The sequence below is a fragment of the Actinomadura xylanilytica genome, assembly GCF_030283145.1.
Classification (GTDB): Bacteria; Actinomycetota; Actinomycetes; order Streptosporangiales; family Streptosporangiaceae; genus Spirillospora; species Spirillospora xylanilytica.
On sequence record NZ_JASNWE010000005.1, the window covers coordinates 796,203 to 809,806 of the forward strand.

The window sequence follows — 13,604 nt, forward strand, 5'->3', positions numbered from 1 at the left end:
CCGCCTCATCCCTTCACGGCTCCGGAGGTCAGGCCGGACACGATCCGGCGCTGGAACAGCAGCACGAACAGCACGATCGGGATCGTGATCACGATGGCCGCCGCCGCGATCGATCCGGCCGGGTCCTCGAACTGCGAGCTGCCGCTGAAGAACGAGATCGTCGCCGGGGCGGTGCGGGCGGCGCTGGAGGAGGTCAGCGAGATGGAGAACAGGAAGTCGTTCCAGCACAGGATGAACGCCAGGATCGCGGTGGTGACCACGCCCGGCGCGGCCAGCGGCGCGATCACCAGGCGGAACGCCTGGAAGGGGGTGGCGCCGTCCATCTTGGCGGCCTTCTCCAGGTCCCACGGGATCTCCCGGAAGAAGGTGGACAGCGTGTAGATGGTCAGCGGCAGCGCGAAGGTGATGTACGGCAGGATCAGGCCGGGCCAGGTGTTGAACAGCCCGAGCCCGCGTTCGATCTGGAACAGCGGCGTGACCAGCGAGATCTGCGGGAACATCGCGATCAGCAGCGAGATCCCGAGCACCAGCGACTTGCCCGGGAACTCCAGCCGGGCCACCGCGTAGGCGGCCATCGTGCCGATCACGATGGCGATCAGGGTGGAGATCACCCCGATCCCGATGGAGTTGATCAGGCCGCGGACGAAGTCGTCGTTCTTGAAGATGCCGGCGTAGTTGGACCAGGTCCAGGTGGTCGGCCAGAACCTCCCGTCGGAGATCGTGCTCGGCGCCTTGAACGACAGCGCGGCGATCCACACCACCGGGATCAGCGCGCACACCACCACGACGAGGTCGACCACCGCCCATCCGGCCGTCCGGTCCCGGTGCCGTGACATCAGCGCTTACCCCCTGTGGCCTGGGCTGGCGCGGAAGTGCCCAGCACCTTGACGAACACGAACGCGATGACCGCCACGGTGACGACGATCAGCACCGACATGGTGGAGCCGATGCCGAGGTTCAGCCCGCCGATCAGGTTGTGGTAGGCGATCACCGACACCGCCGCGGTGTTCTGCGCGCCGTTGGTGAGCACGAAGATGTTGTCGAAGATCCGGAACGCGTCCAGCGTCCGGAACAGCAGCGCGGCCAGGATCGCCGGCCGCATCAGCGGCAGGGTGATCAGCCGGAACCGCTGCCACGCACCGGCGCCGTCCATCGACGCCGCCTTCAGCGTGTCCTCGGGCACCAGCGCGAGTCCGGCCATGAGCAGCAGCGCCATGAACGGCGTGGTCTTCCACACCTCGGCGAGGATGACGATCCCTATGGCGGGCCAGTGCTCGGTGAGCGGCGCCTGCCCGCCCGGGAGCAGCCCGGCCAGCCAGCCGGTGTCGGGCGTCCAAGCGTACTTCCAGCCGTAGGCCGCCGCGACCGTGACGATGCCGTACGGGATCAGCACGACGGTCCGGATCAGGCCCCGCCCGACCAGCGTCCGGTACATCACCAGCGCGATCACCATGCCGAGCACCAGCTCGATGGCGACGCTCACCACCGTGACGACGGCCGTCACCGCGAACGCGTTCCACCAGAACGCGCTGGTGAGGACCGTGGTGTAGTTCTCGACGCCGATCCACCCCTTGCGGTCCGGGAACCGCAGGTCGTAGCGCTGAAGCGACAGCAGCACCGAGTAGACGATGGGCCATCCGGTCACCAGCACCATGACCAGGGCGGCGGGCGCGCACAGCCACCAGCCGAGGTGGCGCTCGGATCTGCGGCCCTGGCTGACCGCCCGCCTCCCCGCGTCGTCGCCCCCGCTCACGGTCGCGCCGCCGCCCGGGCCGTTCATGGGAGCACCCCCTTGCTTTGCAGCGCGTCGGATATGAGGTTCCTCAGCGTCCTCAGCGTGCGCGGCGGATCGATCGCCGAAGGAGGCGACAGCGTCACCGCCGTGACGGTCGAGACGTTCTGGTAGGTCGGCGTCTTCGGCCGGGCGGCGGCGGTCTTGAGCGCGGCCAGGATCGTGTCCCGCATCGGGTACGCCTCCGCCATGCCGCTGGCGCCGTAGACGGACTCGATGGTCGGCGGCAGCCCGTCCTTGACCGCGGCGACGCGCTGGCTCTCGGGGTCGCGCAGGCACAGCGCCGCCTGGAACGCCGCCTGGGGGTTCTTGGAGTAGCGGCTGACCGCGAAGTTGGCACCGCCGAGGGGCGCCCTGCCGCTCCCCGTGATGCCGGGGTAGGGGGCCCATTTGAAGTGCGGCAGCATGGCGGGCTTGAGCTCGGCCATGGACGCGTACACGAACGGCCAGTTGATCTCGTAGGCGCCGCGTCCCGACTCCACGGCCAGCCGCGCGTCGTCCTCCTTGGTGTTGGACAGCGACGGGTCGGCGGCCTTGGACCTGGCGAAGGCGCGCAGCACCTTGAGCGCGACGAGCGCCTGCGGGCCGAGTTCGACGCGCGCGCCGTCCGGGCTCAGGATGCGGCCCCCGGCCGAGGCGACCAGGCTGTTGAACCAGACGACCAGCCCCTCGAACTGGGCGCCGGTGACCTCGCCGTAGTGCGGCTTGCCCTCGGCAGCGAGCCGGGCCGAGGCGGCCATCAGGCCCGTCCACGTCGTCGGCGGCTCCGGGATCAGGTCCGAGCGGTACCAGAGGAGCTGGACGTTGGTGTTGTAGGGGGCCGCGTACAGCTTGCGCTGCCAGACGGCGGTGTCGAGCGGCCTCGCGGTGACCCCCCGGCGCGCCTCCGCGGCGAACGGGCCGGTCCATTCGCGGATCCAGCCCGCCTCGGCGAGCTCGGCGGTCCAGGTCACGTCCATGCCGAGGACGTCCAGCTCGGAGTCGGCGGCGGCGAGCCGGCGGACGAGCTGCTCGCGCTGGTCGTCGGCGCCGCGCGGCAGCGTGTTGAGGACGATCCGGTACCGGCCCCGCGCGAGCCGGTTGCAGCGCTTGACGATCTCGCCCATGCTCTGCTGCGGCGCGTTGTAGAGGCTGATCACTCGAGCCCCCGAGCCGCCGGAGCCGCAGCCGGACAGGAACCCGGCGGCCAGCGTCGCGGCGGCGCACGCGGCGGCCGCCCCGCGCCGCCGGGGCCCGGCCGGGCCGCCTCCGCCCATCAGCATCGACGTCCCCCTCCCCCAGGCCGCCGGGGCTTTCCCCCGCCCCGGTCGCTCAGGCTCTACCCGGGCGCCCGGTGGTGATCACCGAGGTGGACGAATCATTACCATCCCCTGGTCACAGGCTGTGCTCGACGTCGGCGAGGCTGCCGGTGGCGGGGTCCATCAGGCCGACCCGGATCAGGTCGTCGCCGGCCACGTTGTGCAGCAGCCAGTCGCCCAGCACCCGCGCCTTGGCCCGCGCCGACGGGACCGTGGCCAGGTGGTAGCCGCGGGTGACGGCCTGCGCCGGCACGCCGGTCAGCGGGACGCCGAGGGGGCGCGCGACCGCCTGGCTGCCGCCGAGGTCGACCACCATGCCGAGGTCGCGGTGCCGGTAGGGCCTGGGCTCGCCGCCGTGCAGCGAGGCCACCACGTTGCGCGCGGCCGTCCGCGCCTGCCGGGTGGCGTGCTGCGCGGTGGGCGGGCAGATCGCGTCGCCGCCCTTGTCCAGGTCGGGAACGGCGGCGGCGTCGCCCACCGCGAACACCCCGGGGGTCCCGGGCAGCCTCAGGTCGGCGCCGACCACCAGCCGGCCCCGCTCGGTGGGCGCGTCCAGCGTCGCGACGACGGGGCTCGGCTGGACGCCCGCGGTCCACACCACCGTCCGGCACGGCAGGGTGCTGCCGTCGGTGAGGTCCGCGGACGTGGCCGTGAGGCGCTCGATGGTGGTGCCGAGCCGGATCCCGATGCCGCGCCGGGTCAGCTTGCGCATGGCGACGGCGCCGAGCCGGTCCCCCATCTCGGGCAGCAGCCGGGGCGCGACATCGATCAGGGTCCAGGTCAGCAGCGCCGGGTCGAGCCGCGGGAAGCTGCGCAGCGCCTTGCTGGTCAGCAGCTGGAGGTTCGCGGCGGTCTCCACCCCCGAGTAGCCGCCGCCGACGACCAGGAAGCCGAGCCGCTCGGCGCGCTCGGCCGTGTCGAGCCCGGCGTTGGCTAGCTCGAGCTGGGCGATGACGTGGTCGCGCAGGTAGACGGCATCGGCGAGGCTCTTCATGCCGTGCGCGTGCTCCTTGAGCCCCGGGATGTCGAAGCTGCGGGTGACGCTGCCGGGGCACAGCACGAGCCGGTCGTACCGGACCGTGGCGGTGTGGCCGTCGATCATGGTGACCTCGCAGCGGCGCGCGGCCAGGTCGACGTCGGTCGCGGTGCCGGGGATCAGCCGGGTGCGGCGCAGCTTGCGGTGCAGCGGGCCGGCGATCGAGCGCGGGTCCAGCAGCCCGGCCGCCACCTCGGGCAGCAGCGGCTGGTACAGGGTGTAGCCGAACGGGGAGACGATGACGATCTCGGCCGCGGCGGGCCGGAGGGTGCGCTCGAGCCGGCGCGCGACGGCGTATCCGGCGAAACCGGCGCCCACGATCACGATGCGGGGTACGGACACGGTGGCTCCCTCACTGGCGTCCTCGACCACTCACGGCGAATGATCCACCACGCTACGTCACCTGTCCGGGGACGCCCCTGACGGCCACCCACGGAGGCCGGTCCGCCGCAGCGGACGAGGCACCGGGCCGGGCGGAACCGTTTCGGGCCTCCCTCTCAGGTCACATATGACAATGACGATGCTCAAAGCGGAAGGAAGGCGCATGGTTCGACTCAGTGAGCAGGCGTTGACCCCGCCCCCCGAGGCCGGCGGATCGACGGACGCGCGGACCACCGGAGAACTCTTCGCGCAATTCACCGAACAGGCCTCGGATCTGTTCCGGGACGAACTCCGGCTGGCCGAACTGGAGATGCGCGACAAGGCCAAGAGCATGGGCATCGGCGCCGGGCTCTTCGGCGGTGCCGGGCTGGTCGCCTATCTGGGCGCCGGGGCCGCCGCGGTCACCGCGGGCCTCGCGCTCGACGTGGTGCTCCCCACCTGGCTCGCCGCACTGATCGTCACGGTCCTGCTGTTCCTGCTGGCGGCCGGTCTGGCCGTCGTCGGGCGGCGCAAGACCAGGCAGGGCTCCCCGCCGCTGCCGCAGTCGGCCATCGCGAGCGTCCGCCGCGACGTCGACGTCCTCCGGAAGGGAGTTCACCATGACGGAAGAAATGCAGAGGCCGCCCGAGACGGACACGGAGTCCGCACAGCGGATTCATGAGCACGTCCCTAAGGGGAAAGGACGGCCCGCGGGCGGCGCCGAATCGCCCATGGACGCGGAATCGCTGAAGAGGGAGATCGCCATCACGCGGTCGGCCCTCGGAGAGACGGTCGACGCGCTGGCCGCCAAGGCCGACATCAGGGGCCGGGCCAAGGAACGCGCCACCGCGAAGCGCCGGGCCCTCCGCGCCAGGAGCGCACAATTGAAGGATCAGACCGGCCAGAACGCGCGGCTCCGCCGCAAGGAGATCGCGGCGGCAGGCGCCGGCACCGTGGCGGTCTCCGCGGCGGCGTGGATCCTGGCACGGCGCCGCACGCACCGGCACTGACGGACCCCGCACCCCACGGCCCGCCGTGGGCGCGTGGGCGGGCGCGGAACGTTTACCGCCAAGGGGTTTTACCTCCCGGCGGAACATGCGACGTTGAAGACAAGACGGACTGAACCCGGCACCGGAGCGTGAGGTATGCGGATTCGCGACATCCTGCGGCGCAAGGGGGGCACCGTCGCCACGGTGCGGCCCGAGGCCACCGTGCGGGAACTGCTCGCCACGCTGGCCGAGCACAACATCGGCGCGGCGGTGGTGTCGCCCGACGGCGCGTCGATCGCCGGCATCGTCTCCGAGCGCGACATCGCCCGCCGGCTGCACGAGCACGGCGCCGGACTGCTGGGCCGCCCGGTCTCGGAGATCATGACGGTCGAGGTGCGCACCTGCCGTCCGGACGCGATGGTCGACGACCTGCGCCAGACGATGACCGACCACCGGATCCGGCACCTCCCGGTGGTCGAGGATGGCAGGCTGGCCGGCATCGTCAGCATCGGCGACGTGGTCAAGAGCGCCATCGACGTGCTGGAGAGCGAGCGCGAGCACCTGGTGGACTACATCCAGCGCGCCCCCTGAGCCCGCCGCCCCGCCGGGGTCTCAGACGTAGGCGGGCAGCGGGCGGGAGACGGGCGCGGCCTCGGCCTCGCGGAAGGCGAGGGCCAGGCGGTCGACAGCGGCGCGCAGCGTGCCGGGCGGCAGCACGTAGGGAAGCCGCACGTAGTCCTCCAGCACCCCGTCGACGCCGAACACCGGTCCGGGCACCACCCGGACGCCGTGCCGGGCGGCGGCCTCGGCCAGCGCGGTGGCGAGCGGGGCGCCGAGCCCGGCCCACAGCGACATGCCTCCGTCGGGGAGCCGGAACTCCCACTCCGGCAGCCGTTCGCGCAGCGCGGCGGCGAGCGCGTCACGGCTGCTCAGCAGCGTCTCGGCGCGCTCGGCCCGCACCTCGTCGATCCGGCGGAGCAGCTCGCCGACGATGAGCTGGTCCAGGACGGGGCTGGCGATGTCGAGCGCCTCGCGGGCCCGGATCAGCCGGTGCGCGAGCGGCGCGGTCGCGCGGATCCACCCGATGCGCAGCCCGCCCCACAGCAGCTTGGACGCCGACCCGATCGTGACGACCCGCCCGCCGGTGTCGTAGGCGGCGAGCGGCGGCACTCGAGGCGCGGCGACGTCGTGGCCCAGCTCGGCGAAGGTCTCGTCGCAGACCAGGACCGCGTCGGCGTGCCGGGCCGCGTCGACCAGCGCCGCCCGGTCCTCCCCCGGCATCAGCAGCCCGGTCGGGTTGTGGAAGTCGGGGATGGTGTAGGCCGTCCGCACCGCGGCCTGGCGCAGGCTGCCCGCGATCAGCTCGACGTCCCATCCCCCGTTGACGCCCACCGGCACCAGCCGCGCCCCGCGGCGGCGGACCGCGCCGAGCGCGTGCGGGTAGGTCGGGCGCTCGACCATGACGGCGTCGCCCGGCTCCACGATCGTCTGGGTCAGCAGGGTGAAGGCGTGCTGCGCCCCGGTGGTGATCACGATCTGGTCCGGCCGGGTGGGCACGCCGCGCGCGGCGTAGCCCGCGGCGACGGCCTCGCGCAGCCCGGCGAGCCCGGCCGGCTCGTACCCCGGCCCCCCGCTGTGGCGGGGCAGCTCGTCGACGGCGGCGGCGACGGCCTCGGCGAAGATGGCGGGCGCTCCCGGCGTGGCGCAGCCGAGGTCGATGAACTCGGCGCCGGTGGGCGCGTCCGCCATCCCGAAGCGGCCCGCCGCGGACGGGCCGGTGCGCGGCGCGGTCGTGGTCATGGCGGTCGGCGGCAGCGCGGTCCAGCTTCCCGCGCCCCGCCGGCTCTCGACGAAGCCCTCGTCGCGGAGCCGGTCGTAGGCCGCGGTGATCGTGGTGCGGCTGACACCGAGGGCGGCGGCCAGGTCGCGCTCGGCGGGCAGCCGGGTGCGCAGCGCCAGCCGCCCGTCCTGGACCAGGCCGCGGACGGCGCGGGCGAGCGCGGCGTACACCGGCCGGGCAAGCGGGACGTCGCCCAGCAGCCGGGCCAGCTGCTGGCCGCTCACATAACGGGTACTCATACAGGCCACTTTCCCTTATTGGCCCTTCACTAACCGGGCCATTTCGGTCACCCTTCTCACTGGGGACGGCCACCCGAGGGTCGCCCCACCTGACTGTTCGACAGGCTAGCGGGCTGGTAAGGGGACTTCGAGGATGGCTCTGATGGTGCGCCGCCTGGTGCAACTCTACGCGGGATTGGCCTTGTACGGCCTGGGCATCGCGCTCCAAGTGGCCTCAGGTCTGGGCAACGACCCGTGGGACGTGCTGCACCAGGGCCTGTCCCGCCGGTTCGGGCTCTCGATCGGCGCCTGGATCATCATCGCCGGGGCGGTGGTGATGCTGGCCTGGATCCCGCTGCGGCAGCGGCCCGGCCTCGGCACAATCAGCAACGTCCTGCTCGTCGGCGTCTTCACCGACCTGTTCCTGTACGTGCTGCCCGCCCCGGAGGCGCCGGCCGCGCGCTGGGCCTTCCTGGTCGCGGCGGTGCTGCTGGGCGGCTTCGCCACCGGCTGCTACATCGGCGCCGGACTCGGTCCCGGCGCGCGCGACGGGCTGATGACCGGGCTGGCCGCGCGGGGCCACTCGATCCGGGTGGTGCGGACCACGATCGAGGTGGCCGTGCTCGCCGCGGGCTGGCTGCTCGGCGGGACGGTCGGCGTCGGCACCGTCCTGTACGCGGTCGCAATCGGGCCGCTCGCGCACTACTTCGTCCCCGCCCTGGAGATCCGGAGGCCGGCCCGCCAGGAGCCGGCCGCCCCACGCCGGGAGGAGCCCGCGCCGAGCCCGGCGCCCGCTGAGGCCAACGCCCGCTGAGGTCGCCGCCCGTGGGGCCCCGGTGGGCACCGAGGGTCAGCCGAGGCGGAGCCGCACGACCTGCTCGGCGGCGGCCGACAGCAGGGGGGCGGCCCGCCCGGTCAGCTCGTCCAGGGTCCGCGGGCCGTCGGCCAGGCTGAAGGCGGCGGTGAGACCGAGGGCGTGCAGGGCGTCCAGGGGCCCGGCGACGCCCCCGGCCAGCGCGACGGCGGGCACGCCGCGCTCACGGGCCAGCCGCGCGACGACGGAGACGACCTTGCCCCCGGCGCTCTGGCCGTCCACCCGCCCCTCGCCGGTGATCACCAGGTCGGCCCCGTCGAGGGCGGCCGGGAGCCCGGCGGCGTCCGCGACCAGCTCGGCGCCGCGGGCGGGCTCGGCGCCGAGCGCCGCGACCAGGCCGCCGCAGGTGCCGCCGGCGGCGCCCGCGCCCGGCAGGTCGTGCACGCGCGGCCCGCCGTTGCCGGCCAGGACGTCGGCGAACGTGGTGAGCGCGGCGTCGAGCCGCCGCACCTGCGCGGGGGTCGCGCCCTTCTGCGGCCCGAACACCTCGGCCGCGCCCTCCGGGCCGACCAGGGGGTTGGTCACGTCGCACGCGACGCGGAACCGGGTGGCCCGGACGTCCGCGGAGATCCCCGACAGGTCGATCGCGGCGAGCCCGGCCAGCGCCGCGCCGCCCGGGGGCAGCTCGGCGCCGTCCGCGCCGGTGAACCGCGCCCCGAGGGCGCGCAGCAGCCCGGTGCCGGCGTCGGTGCTGGCGCTGCCGCCGACGCAGACCAGCACGTCGCGGGCGCCGCGCCGCACCGCGTCGGCGATGAGCTCGCCGGTGCCCGCGGTGTCGGCGCGCAGCGGGTCGGGCGGCACGTCCGCCACCAGCGGGAGCCCGGACGCGGCGGCCAGCTCCACCACCGCGGACCGCCCGTCGCCCGACAGCGCGTACCGGGCCCGGACCGGGCGGCCCAGCGGGTCGGCGGCGGTCAGCTCGACCTCCCGGCCGCCGCGGGCGCTCAGGAAGCAGTCGAGCGTGCCCTCGCCGCCGTCGGCCATCGGGACCTCGGCCACCTCGGCGCCCGGCACGGCCCGCCGGGCGCCCGCCGCGATCGCGGCGCAGACCTCGGGGGCGCCGAGGCTGCCCTTGAACGAGTCGGAGGCGACGACGATGCGCACGCGGTTCTCCCTTTCAACGGTGCCGGGGCTCGCCCGGTGTCAGCGCTCGGCGGCGAGCGTGGTGAGCACCGAGGCGAAGTCCTCGGGCAGGACCATGGCGTCGCCCTCGTAGCGGGGCTCGAGGAGCGTCAGCTCTCCCCCGCGCCACCAGTACAGGTGCGGGCTCAGCGAGCCGGGCCCGTCCTCGTAGGCGCGGTGCGCCTGCGCCTGGAGCTCGCGGGCGGCGGCGACGGCGGCGCGGTAGCGGACCCGCGGCGACGCGTCGGCGGGACGCAGCGGGTGCGCGATGATCAGGCTGCGGTTGGGCGCGACGACGAGCGCGCCGTGCGGCCCGATCGAGAGGTACTCCTCCAGCCAGGCCAGGTGGGTGACGGCGTAGAACGTCCAGCCGTGCAGCACCGACACGCGCACGCCGCTCAGGTCCTGGTCGTCGCTCTGGAGCGGCCCGTCGGCCCGGACGTTGGCCCGGCCGAGCATGAACAGCGCGTCGCCCGAGACCGGCCAGCCGTCCATCTCCTCGTTGGTGACCGTCCGGACCGTGGTCGGGGTGTCGACCACCACGACCTCGATCAGGCCGGGCGCGAACGGGCGGGCCGCCAGCACCCCGTTGTCGGCCTCGGCCGGGTAGATCCGGGTGCGCAACAGATGCTGGGCCAGCTCGAAGTCGCTGAGGTCCAGGGGCTCCTCGATCGCGGTGACGATCGTGGTGACGTGGTCGGAGACCAGCGCGGGCCAGTCGTCGCGGGGCACCAGCCGGGCGAGCTGGCCGAGCAGGCGCATGCTGACGTGCAGCCGGTTGGCGCCCTCCAGCAGCATCACGTCGCCGGGCATCCGCCGGCAGGTGTAGCCGAGGCTCTCGGCCACCAGGACCAGCAGGGAGCCGAGGGTGCCGTCGTCCCAGGGATCGGGACGCGCGTGCCTGCCGCCGCTCATCGCACACCTCCGGGCGCTTCCAGGGTCAGTGCCCCGGCGTCGAGCCGGACCGGGACGCCCAGTTCCAGCGTGCGCTGGCAGGGCCCGTGCCCGGCGGGGACGCCGGCCAGGATGGGCACGCCGAGCGGGCCGAGCCGCCCGGCGAGCACCGCGTCGACCTCGGCGGGGTCGCCGCACCGGGTCCAGGACCCGAGCGCGACGCCGGCCGCACCGTCGAACCAGCCCGCCTGGAGCAGCTGGGTGAGCATCCGGTCGATCCGGTAGGGCGCCTCGGCGACGTCCTCCAGGAAGACCACGCGGCCCGCCGCGGGCGGCGGGGCGTACGGGGTGCCGAGCAGGGCGGCGAGCAGGCTCAGGTTGCCGCCGGTGAGCACCGCTTCGGCCCGTCCCGGCCTCAGCGCGTGCGTGCCGGTGAGGACACGGGGCCCGGTGCCGACTGCGCCCTCCTCCTTGAACAGAACGGCGCGGAGGCCGTCCAGCGTCCGGGCGAGAACGGCGTCGCCGGGGCCGGGGGCGGGAGTGTCAGCGTCAGCGCCGGCGGGGGCGAGGTCGGCGAGGCGTCCCGCGGGCATCGGGCCGAACGAGGTGGTGATGCCCAGGCGTGTTCCAAAGGCCGCGTGCAGCGCGGTGATGTCGCTGGAACCGTGCAGCGCCTTCGGCCCAGGGCCCGCCTCCACCGCGGCCCCGGTCGCGGCGGCCAGCGCGGGCCAGTCGAGATGGTCGAGCACGCGGGTGGCGCCGTAGCCGCCGCGGGCGCAGATCACCGCGCGGACCCCCGGATCGCACCAGGCCGCTTGGAGATCGGCGGCGCGATCGGCATCGGTTCCGGCCAGCCGCTGCCATGCCTCGGGCACCGGGCCGGCGCCGCCGAGACCGGTCCGGTCGAGTACGTGCGCGGACACCGTGACGTCGAGGCCGAGATCCCGGAGCACCGCGCAGCCGGCCTCGAGCCTGGCGGGATCGGCCGGGCCGCTCGGGGCCACCACCGCCACCCGGTCGCCCGGCCTCAGCCGGGCGAACCTCCGGGGCACCGAACCGGGCGCGACGGGCCGATCGTGCACGGCCCCCGCGCGGGCGCCCCCGCTCATCAACCCGATCCCTCCTCGCACCGCAACGGATAGAGCTTGTCAGGATACGGACCCCAGCGGAAGGGGCCGCATGTCACGACCCGCCAACAGATCACCGGCGCCCGCCGGGCACGAGCCCGGCCAGGCGGGGCAGCGTCGCGCCGACCGGCTCGCGCAGCACGAGGTCGGCGATCCCGTCGTAGGGGGTGGGCTCGGCGTTGAGGACGATCAGCCGGGCGCCGCGCTCGACGGCCTCCTGGCACAGGCCCGCCGCGGGCTCGACGGTGAGCGAGGTGCCCGCGGCCACGAACAGGTCGCAGGAGCGCGCGGCGTTGACCGCCGCGTCCAGCACCTCCGCCACCAGGGGCTGGCCGAACGAGATCGTCGCCGACTTCTGGAGGCCGCCGCACTCGGCGCAGGGCGGGTCCTGCTCGCCGGCGTCGACCCTGGCCAAGACCTCGGGCATCGGCGTGCGCAGGCCGCAGGCCAGGCACTCGGCCTCCCGCATGGAGCCGTGGATCTCCAGCACCGTCGCCGGGTCGGACCCGGCCCGCTGGTGCAGCCCGTCGATGTTCTGCGTGATCAGGCGGCGCAGCCGCCCGGACCGCTCCAGATCGACCAGTGCGGCGTGCGCGGCGTTGGGCTCGGCGTCCCACCCGGGGTGGTCGCGGTGGGACCGCCAGGCGCGGCGGCGCACCTCGGGGTCGGCCAGGTAGGACCCGATCGTCGACATCGCCTCGGCGGACGGATCTCGGGTCCAGACCCCCTGCGGGCCCCGGAAGTCGGGGATGCCGCTGGCGGTGCTGATCCCCGCACCGGTGAGCACCGTGATCGATTCGGCTCCCGCGAGCAGGTCCGCGAGGGTGGGCGCAGCGTCCATCCCCCAAGGCTAGGCCCGGAACATTCCACTCTGGCCCGATTATCCCGCACACCCGTGGGAGCGTCGCGGACCGCGGCGCCCCCGGGAAGTGCCAAACTTGGTGCTCGTATGAGGTCGACGCCGCACATCCTCGTGATCAACGGCACCAAGGTCCGCCGTCCGGTCTTCGTGCTGGGCGCCCCCCACTCCGGTGCCGAGCTGCTGGCGCGCGCGGTGAAGCGCTCCGCCGGCTTCCACCTGACCACGGGCCGCCCCGGCGTGCTGCGGGTCGCCTACGCGTTCGCCCGGCAGCCGTCCATCGCCAGCGACCGCGAGCGGGGCGCCGCGCGGGTCCTGCGCGACGCCTACGCCGAGGCGTGGCAGATCTCCGAGCGCGCCTGCGCCGCGTGCCCCGCCGAGTGCCGCGAGCTGGCCGGCCTGCCGCCCGCACCCGCAGCGCCGGGCGGCGCCGGGGCCGGACCGGCCGGCGGGGGCCAGTGCGTCGACGCGCATCAGGTGCTCCGGTTCGCCGACGCGTCCACCGACCTGATCTACAGCGCCGACGTGCTGCTGGACGCCTTCCCCGACGCCCAGCTGCTCCAGGTGATCAGGGACGGGCGGGACGTGGTCGCCGACATGCTGGGCGACCCGCGCTGCCTGGCCTGGTTCAAACCCGGGCTCGCCAACCTCGACCGGGTGTTCCCCAACCCGTTCTTCGGCGTCGAGGAGCTCGCCGAGCGCGACCGCTGGACGCGGTCGGCCACCGCGGTCAAGTGCGCGCTGCGGTGGCGCGGCTCGGTGCGCCTCAGCGCCCGGCTGCGCCGGCAGACGCCCGAGGACCAGCTGTTTACCGTCCGCTACGAGGACCTGGTCGCCAAGCCGCGCCGGGTCGCCGGCGAGGTGTCGGACTACCTGGGCGCCCCGATCTCGCGCTCGACCCTGTCCGGGCTGGTCCGGACGGGCCGGGCGGGCCGGCACGAGGCCGACGAGCACGGCGTCGGCGCCTGGCGCGAGCGGCTCAGCCCGCGGCAGGTCGCCCAGGTCGAGAAGGTCGCCGGAATCGAGCTCGGCCGGCTGGGCTACCCGCTCAGCGCCGCCGGATGAGGGCCCGCTGCGCGTCGGCGTCGGACCCCAGCCAGCCGATGGCGACGCCCGCGGCGCCCAGCCCGACCAGAAGCACGGTGTAGCGTCCCGGCCCGCTCTTCACGACCCGGCCGGGATTGATCATCGAAAG

The 13,604-nt window shown here is 74.4% G+C and carries 15 protein-coding genes; 5 read left to right on the forward strand and 10 right to left on the reverse strand.

Annotated features, from left to right (window positions below; genetic code table 11):
* Window positions 1-5: 5 nt before the first annotated feature.
* From QP090_RS33490 to QP090_RS33505, 4 genes are all read right to left on the reverse strand, one after another.
* The gene (locus tag QP090_RS33490) at window positions 6-836 is read right to left on the reverse strand and encodes a carbohydrate ABC transporter permease (RefSeq protein ID WP_285943677.1); all 831 of its coding nucleotides are present in this window, start codon (window positions 834-836) and stop codon (window positions 6-8) included.
* A complete protein-coding gene (locus tag QP090_RS33495) occupies window positions 836-1,780 on the reverse strand; it encodes a carbohydrate ABC transporter permease (RefSeq protein ID WP_285943678.1) in 945 nt (314 codons plus the stop codon). Before QP090_RS33495 ends, QP090_RS33490 begins: the two co-directional genes overlap by 1 nt.
* A complete protein-coding gene (locus QP090_RS33500) occupies window positions 1,777-3,054 on the reverse strand; it encodes an ABC transporter substrate-binding protein (protein ID WP_285943679.1) in 1,278 nt (425 codons plus the stop codon). Before QP090_RS33500 ends, QP090_RS33495 begins: the two co-directional genes overlap by 4 nt.
* A gap of 112 nt (window positions 3,055-3,166) precedes the next feature.
* On the reverse strand, window positions 3,167-4,468 hold the full coding sequence (locus QP090_RS33505) for an NAD(P)/FAD-dependent oxidoreductase (protein ID WP_285943680.1): 1,302 nt from the start codon (window positions 4,466-4,468) through the stop codon (window positions 3,167-3,169).
* 202 nt (window positions 4,469-4,670) lie between these two features.
* Between QP090_RS33505 and QP090_RS33510 the strand changes: the two genes are divergently transcribed.
* From QP090_RS33510 to QP090_RS33520, 3 genes are all read left to right on the forward strand, one after another.
* Entirely contained in the window at window positions 4,671-5,168 is a 498-nt protein-coding gene (locus tag QP090_RS33510; RefSeq protein WP_285943682.1) for a phage holin family protein, read from the forward strand.
* A 49-nt stretch (window positions 5,169-5,217) separates the two neighbouring features.
* Window positions 5,218-5,496: a DUF3618 domain-containing protein gene (locus QP090_RS33515; RefSeq protein ID WP_285943683.1), complete on the forward strand. Its 279-nt coding sequence runs from the start codon at window positions 5,218-5,220 to the stop codon at window positions 5,494-5,496.
* A gap of 135 nt (window positions 5,497-5,631) precedes the next feature.
* A complete protein-coding gene (locus QP090_RS33520) occupies window positions 5,632-6,066 on the forward strand; it encodes a CBS domain-containing protein (protein WP_285943684.1) in 435 nt (144 codons plus the stop codon).
* Between the two features lie 21 nt (window positions 6,067-6,087).
* On the opposite strand, the gene yczR is transcribed toward QP090_RS33520, so the two are convergent.
* A complete protein-coding gene (gene yczR, locus QP090_RS33525; RefSeq protein ID WP_285943685.1) occupies window positions 6,088-7,554 on the reverse strand; it encodes a MocR-like transcription factor YczR in 1,467 nt (488 codons plus the stop codon).
* Between the two features lie 133 nt (window positions 7,555-7,687).
* Here yczR and yczE point away from each other — a divergent pair, with 133 nt between their 5' ends.
* Window positions 7,688-8,347 carry a membrane protein YczE gene (yczE, locus tag QP090_RS33530; protein WP_285943687.1) on the forward strand — a complete coding sequence of 220 codons (660 nt, stop codon included), beginning with the start codon at window positions 7,688-7,690 and terminating at the stop codon, window positions 8,345-8,347.
* Window positions 8,348-8,383: 36 nt separating this feature from the next.
* On the opposite strand, the gene QP090_RS33535 is transcribed toward yczE, so the two are convergent.
* The 4 genes from QP090_RS33535 to QP090_RS33550 all read right to left on the reverse strand — a co-directional run bounded on the left by QP090_RS33535 (window position 8,384) and on the right by QP090_RS33550 (window position 12,391).
* A complete protein-coding gene (locus QP090_RS33535; protein WP_285943689.1) occupies window positions 8,384-9,511 on the reverse strand; it encodes a glycerate kinase in 1,128 nt (375 codons plus the stop codon).
* Window positions 9,512-9,550: 39 nt separating this feature from the next.
* On the reverse strand, window positions 9,551-10,444 hold the full coding sequence (locus tag QP090_RS33540) for a hypothetical protein (RefSeq protein ID WP_285943690.1): 894 nt from the start codon (window positions 10,442-10,444) through the stop codon (window positions 9,551-9,553).
* The gene (locus tag QP090_RS33545) at window positions 10,441-11,532 is read right to left on the reverse strand and encodes a S66 peptidase family protein (RefSeq protein WP_285943691.1); all 1,092 of its coding nucleotides are present in this window, start codon (window positions 11,530-11,532) and stop codon (window positions 10,441-10,443) included. The genes QP090_RS33540 and QP090_RS33545 overlap by 4 nt, the downstream gene beginning before the upstream one ends.
* Window positions 11,533-11,623: 91 nt before the next feature.
* A complete protein-coding gene (locus tag QP090_RS33550) occupies window positions 11,624-12,391 on the reverse strand; it encodes an SIR2 family NAD-dependent protein deacylase (RefSeq protein ID WP_285943692.1) in 768 nt (255 codons plus the stop codon).
* 108 nt (window positions 12,392-12,499) lie between these two features.
* On the opposite strand from QP090_RS33550, the gene QP090_RS33555 reads away from it, so the two are divergent.
* On the forward strand, window positions 12,500-13,474 hold the full coding sequence (locus QP090_RS33555; protein ID WP_285943693.1) for a sulfotransferase family protein: 975 nt from the start codon (window positions 12,500-12,502) through the stop codon (window positions 13,472-13,474).
* Here the strand turns inward: QP090_RS33555 and QP090_RS33560 are convergent.
* Entirely contained in the window at window positions 13,458-13,598 is a 141-nt protein-coding gene (locus tag QP090_RS33560) for a hypothetical protein (RefSeq protein WP_285943694.1), read from the reverse strand. The two genes, QP090_RS33555 and QP090_RS33560, sit on opposite strands and share 17 nt — an antisense overlap.
* Window positions 13,599-13,604 lie beyond the last annotated feature (6 nt).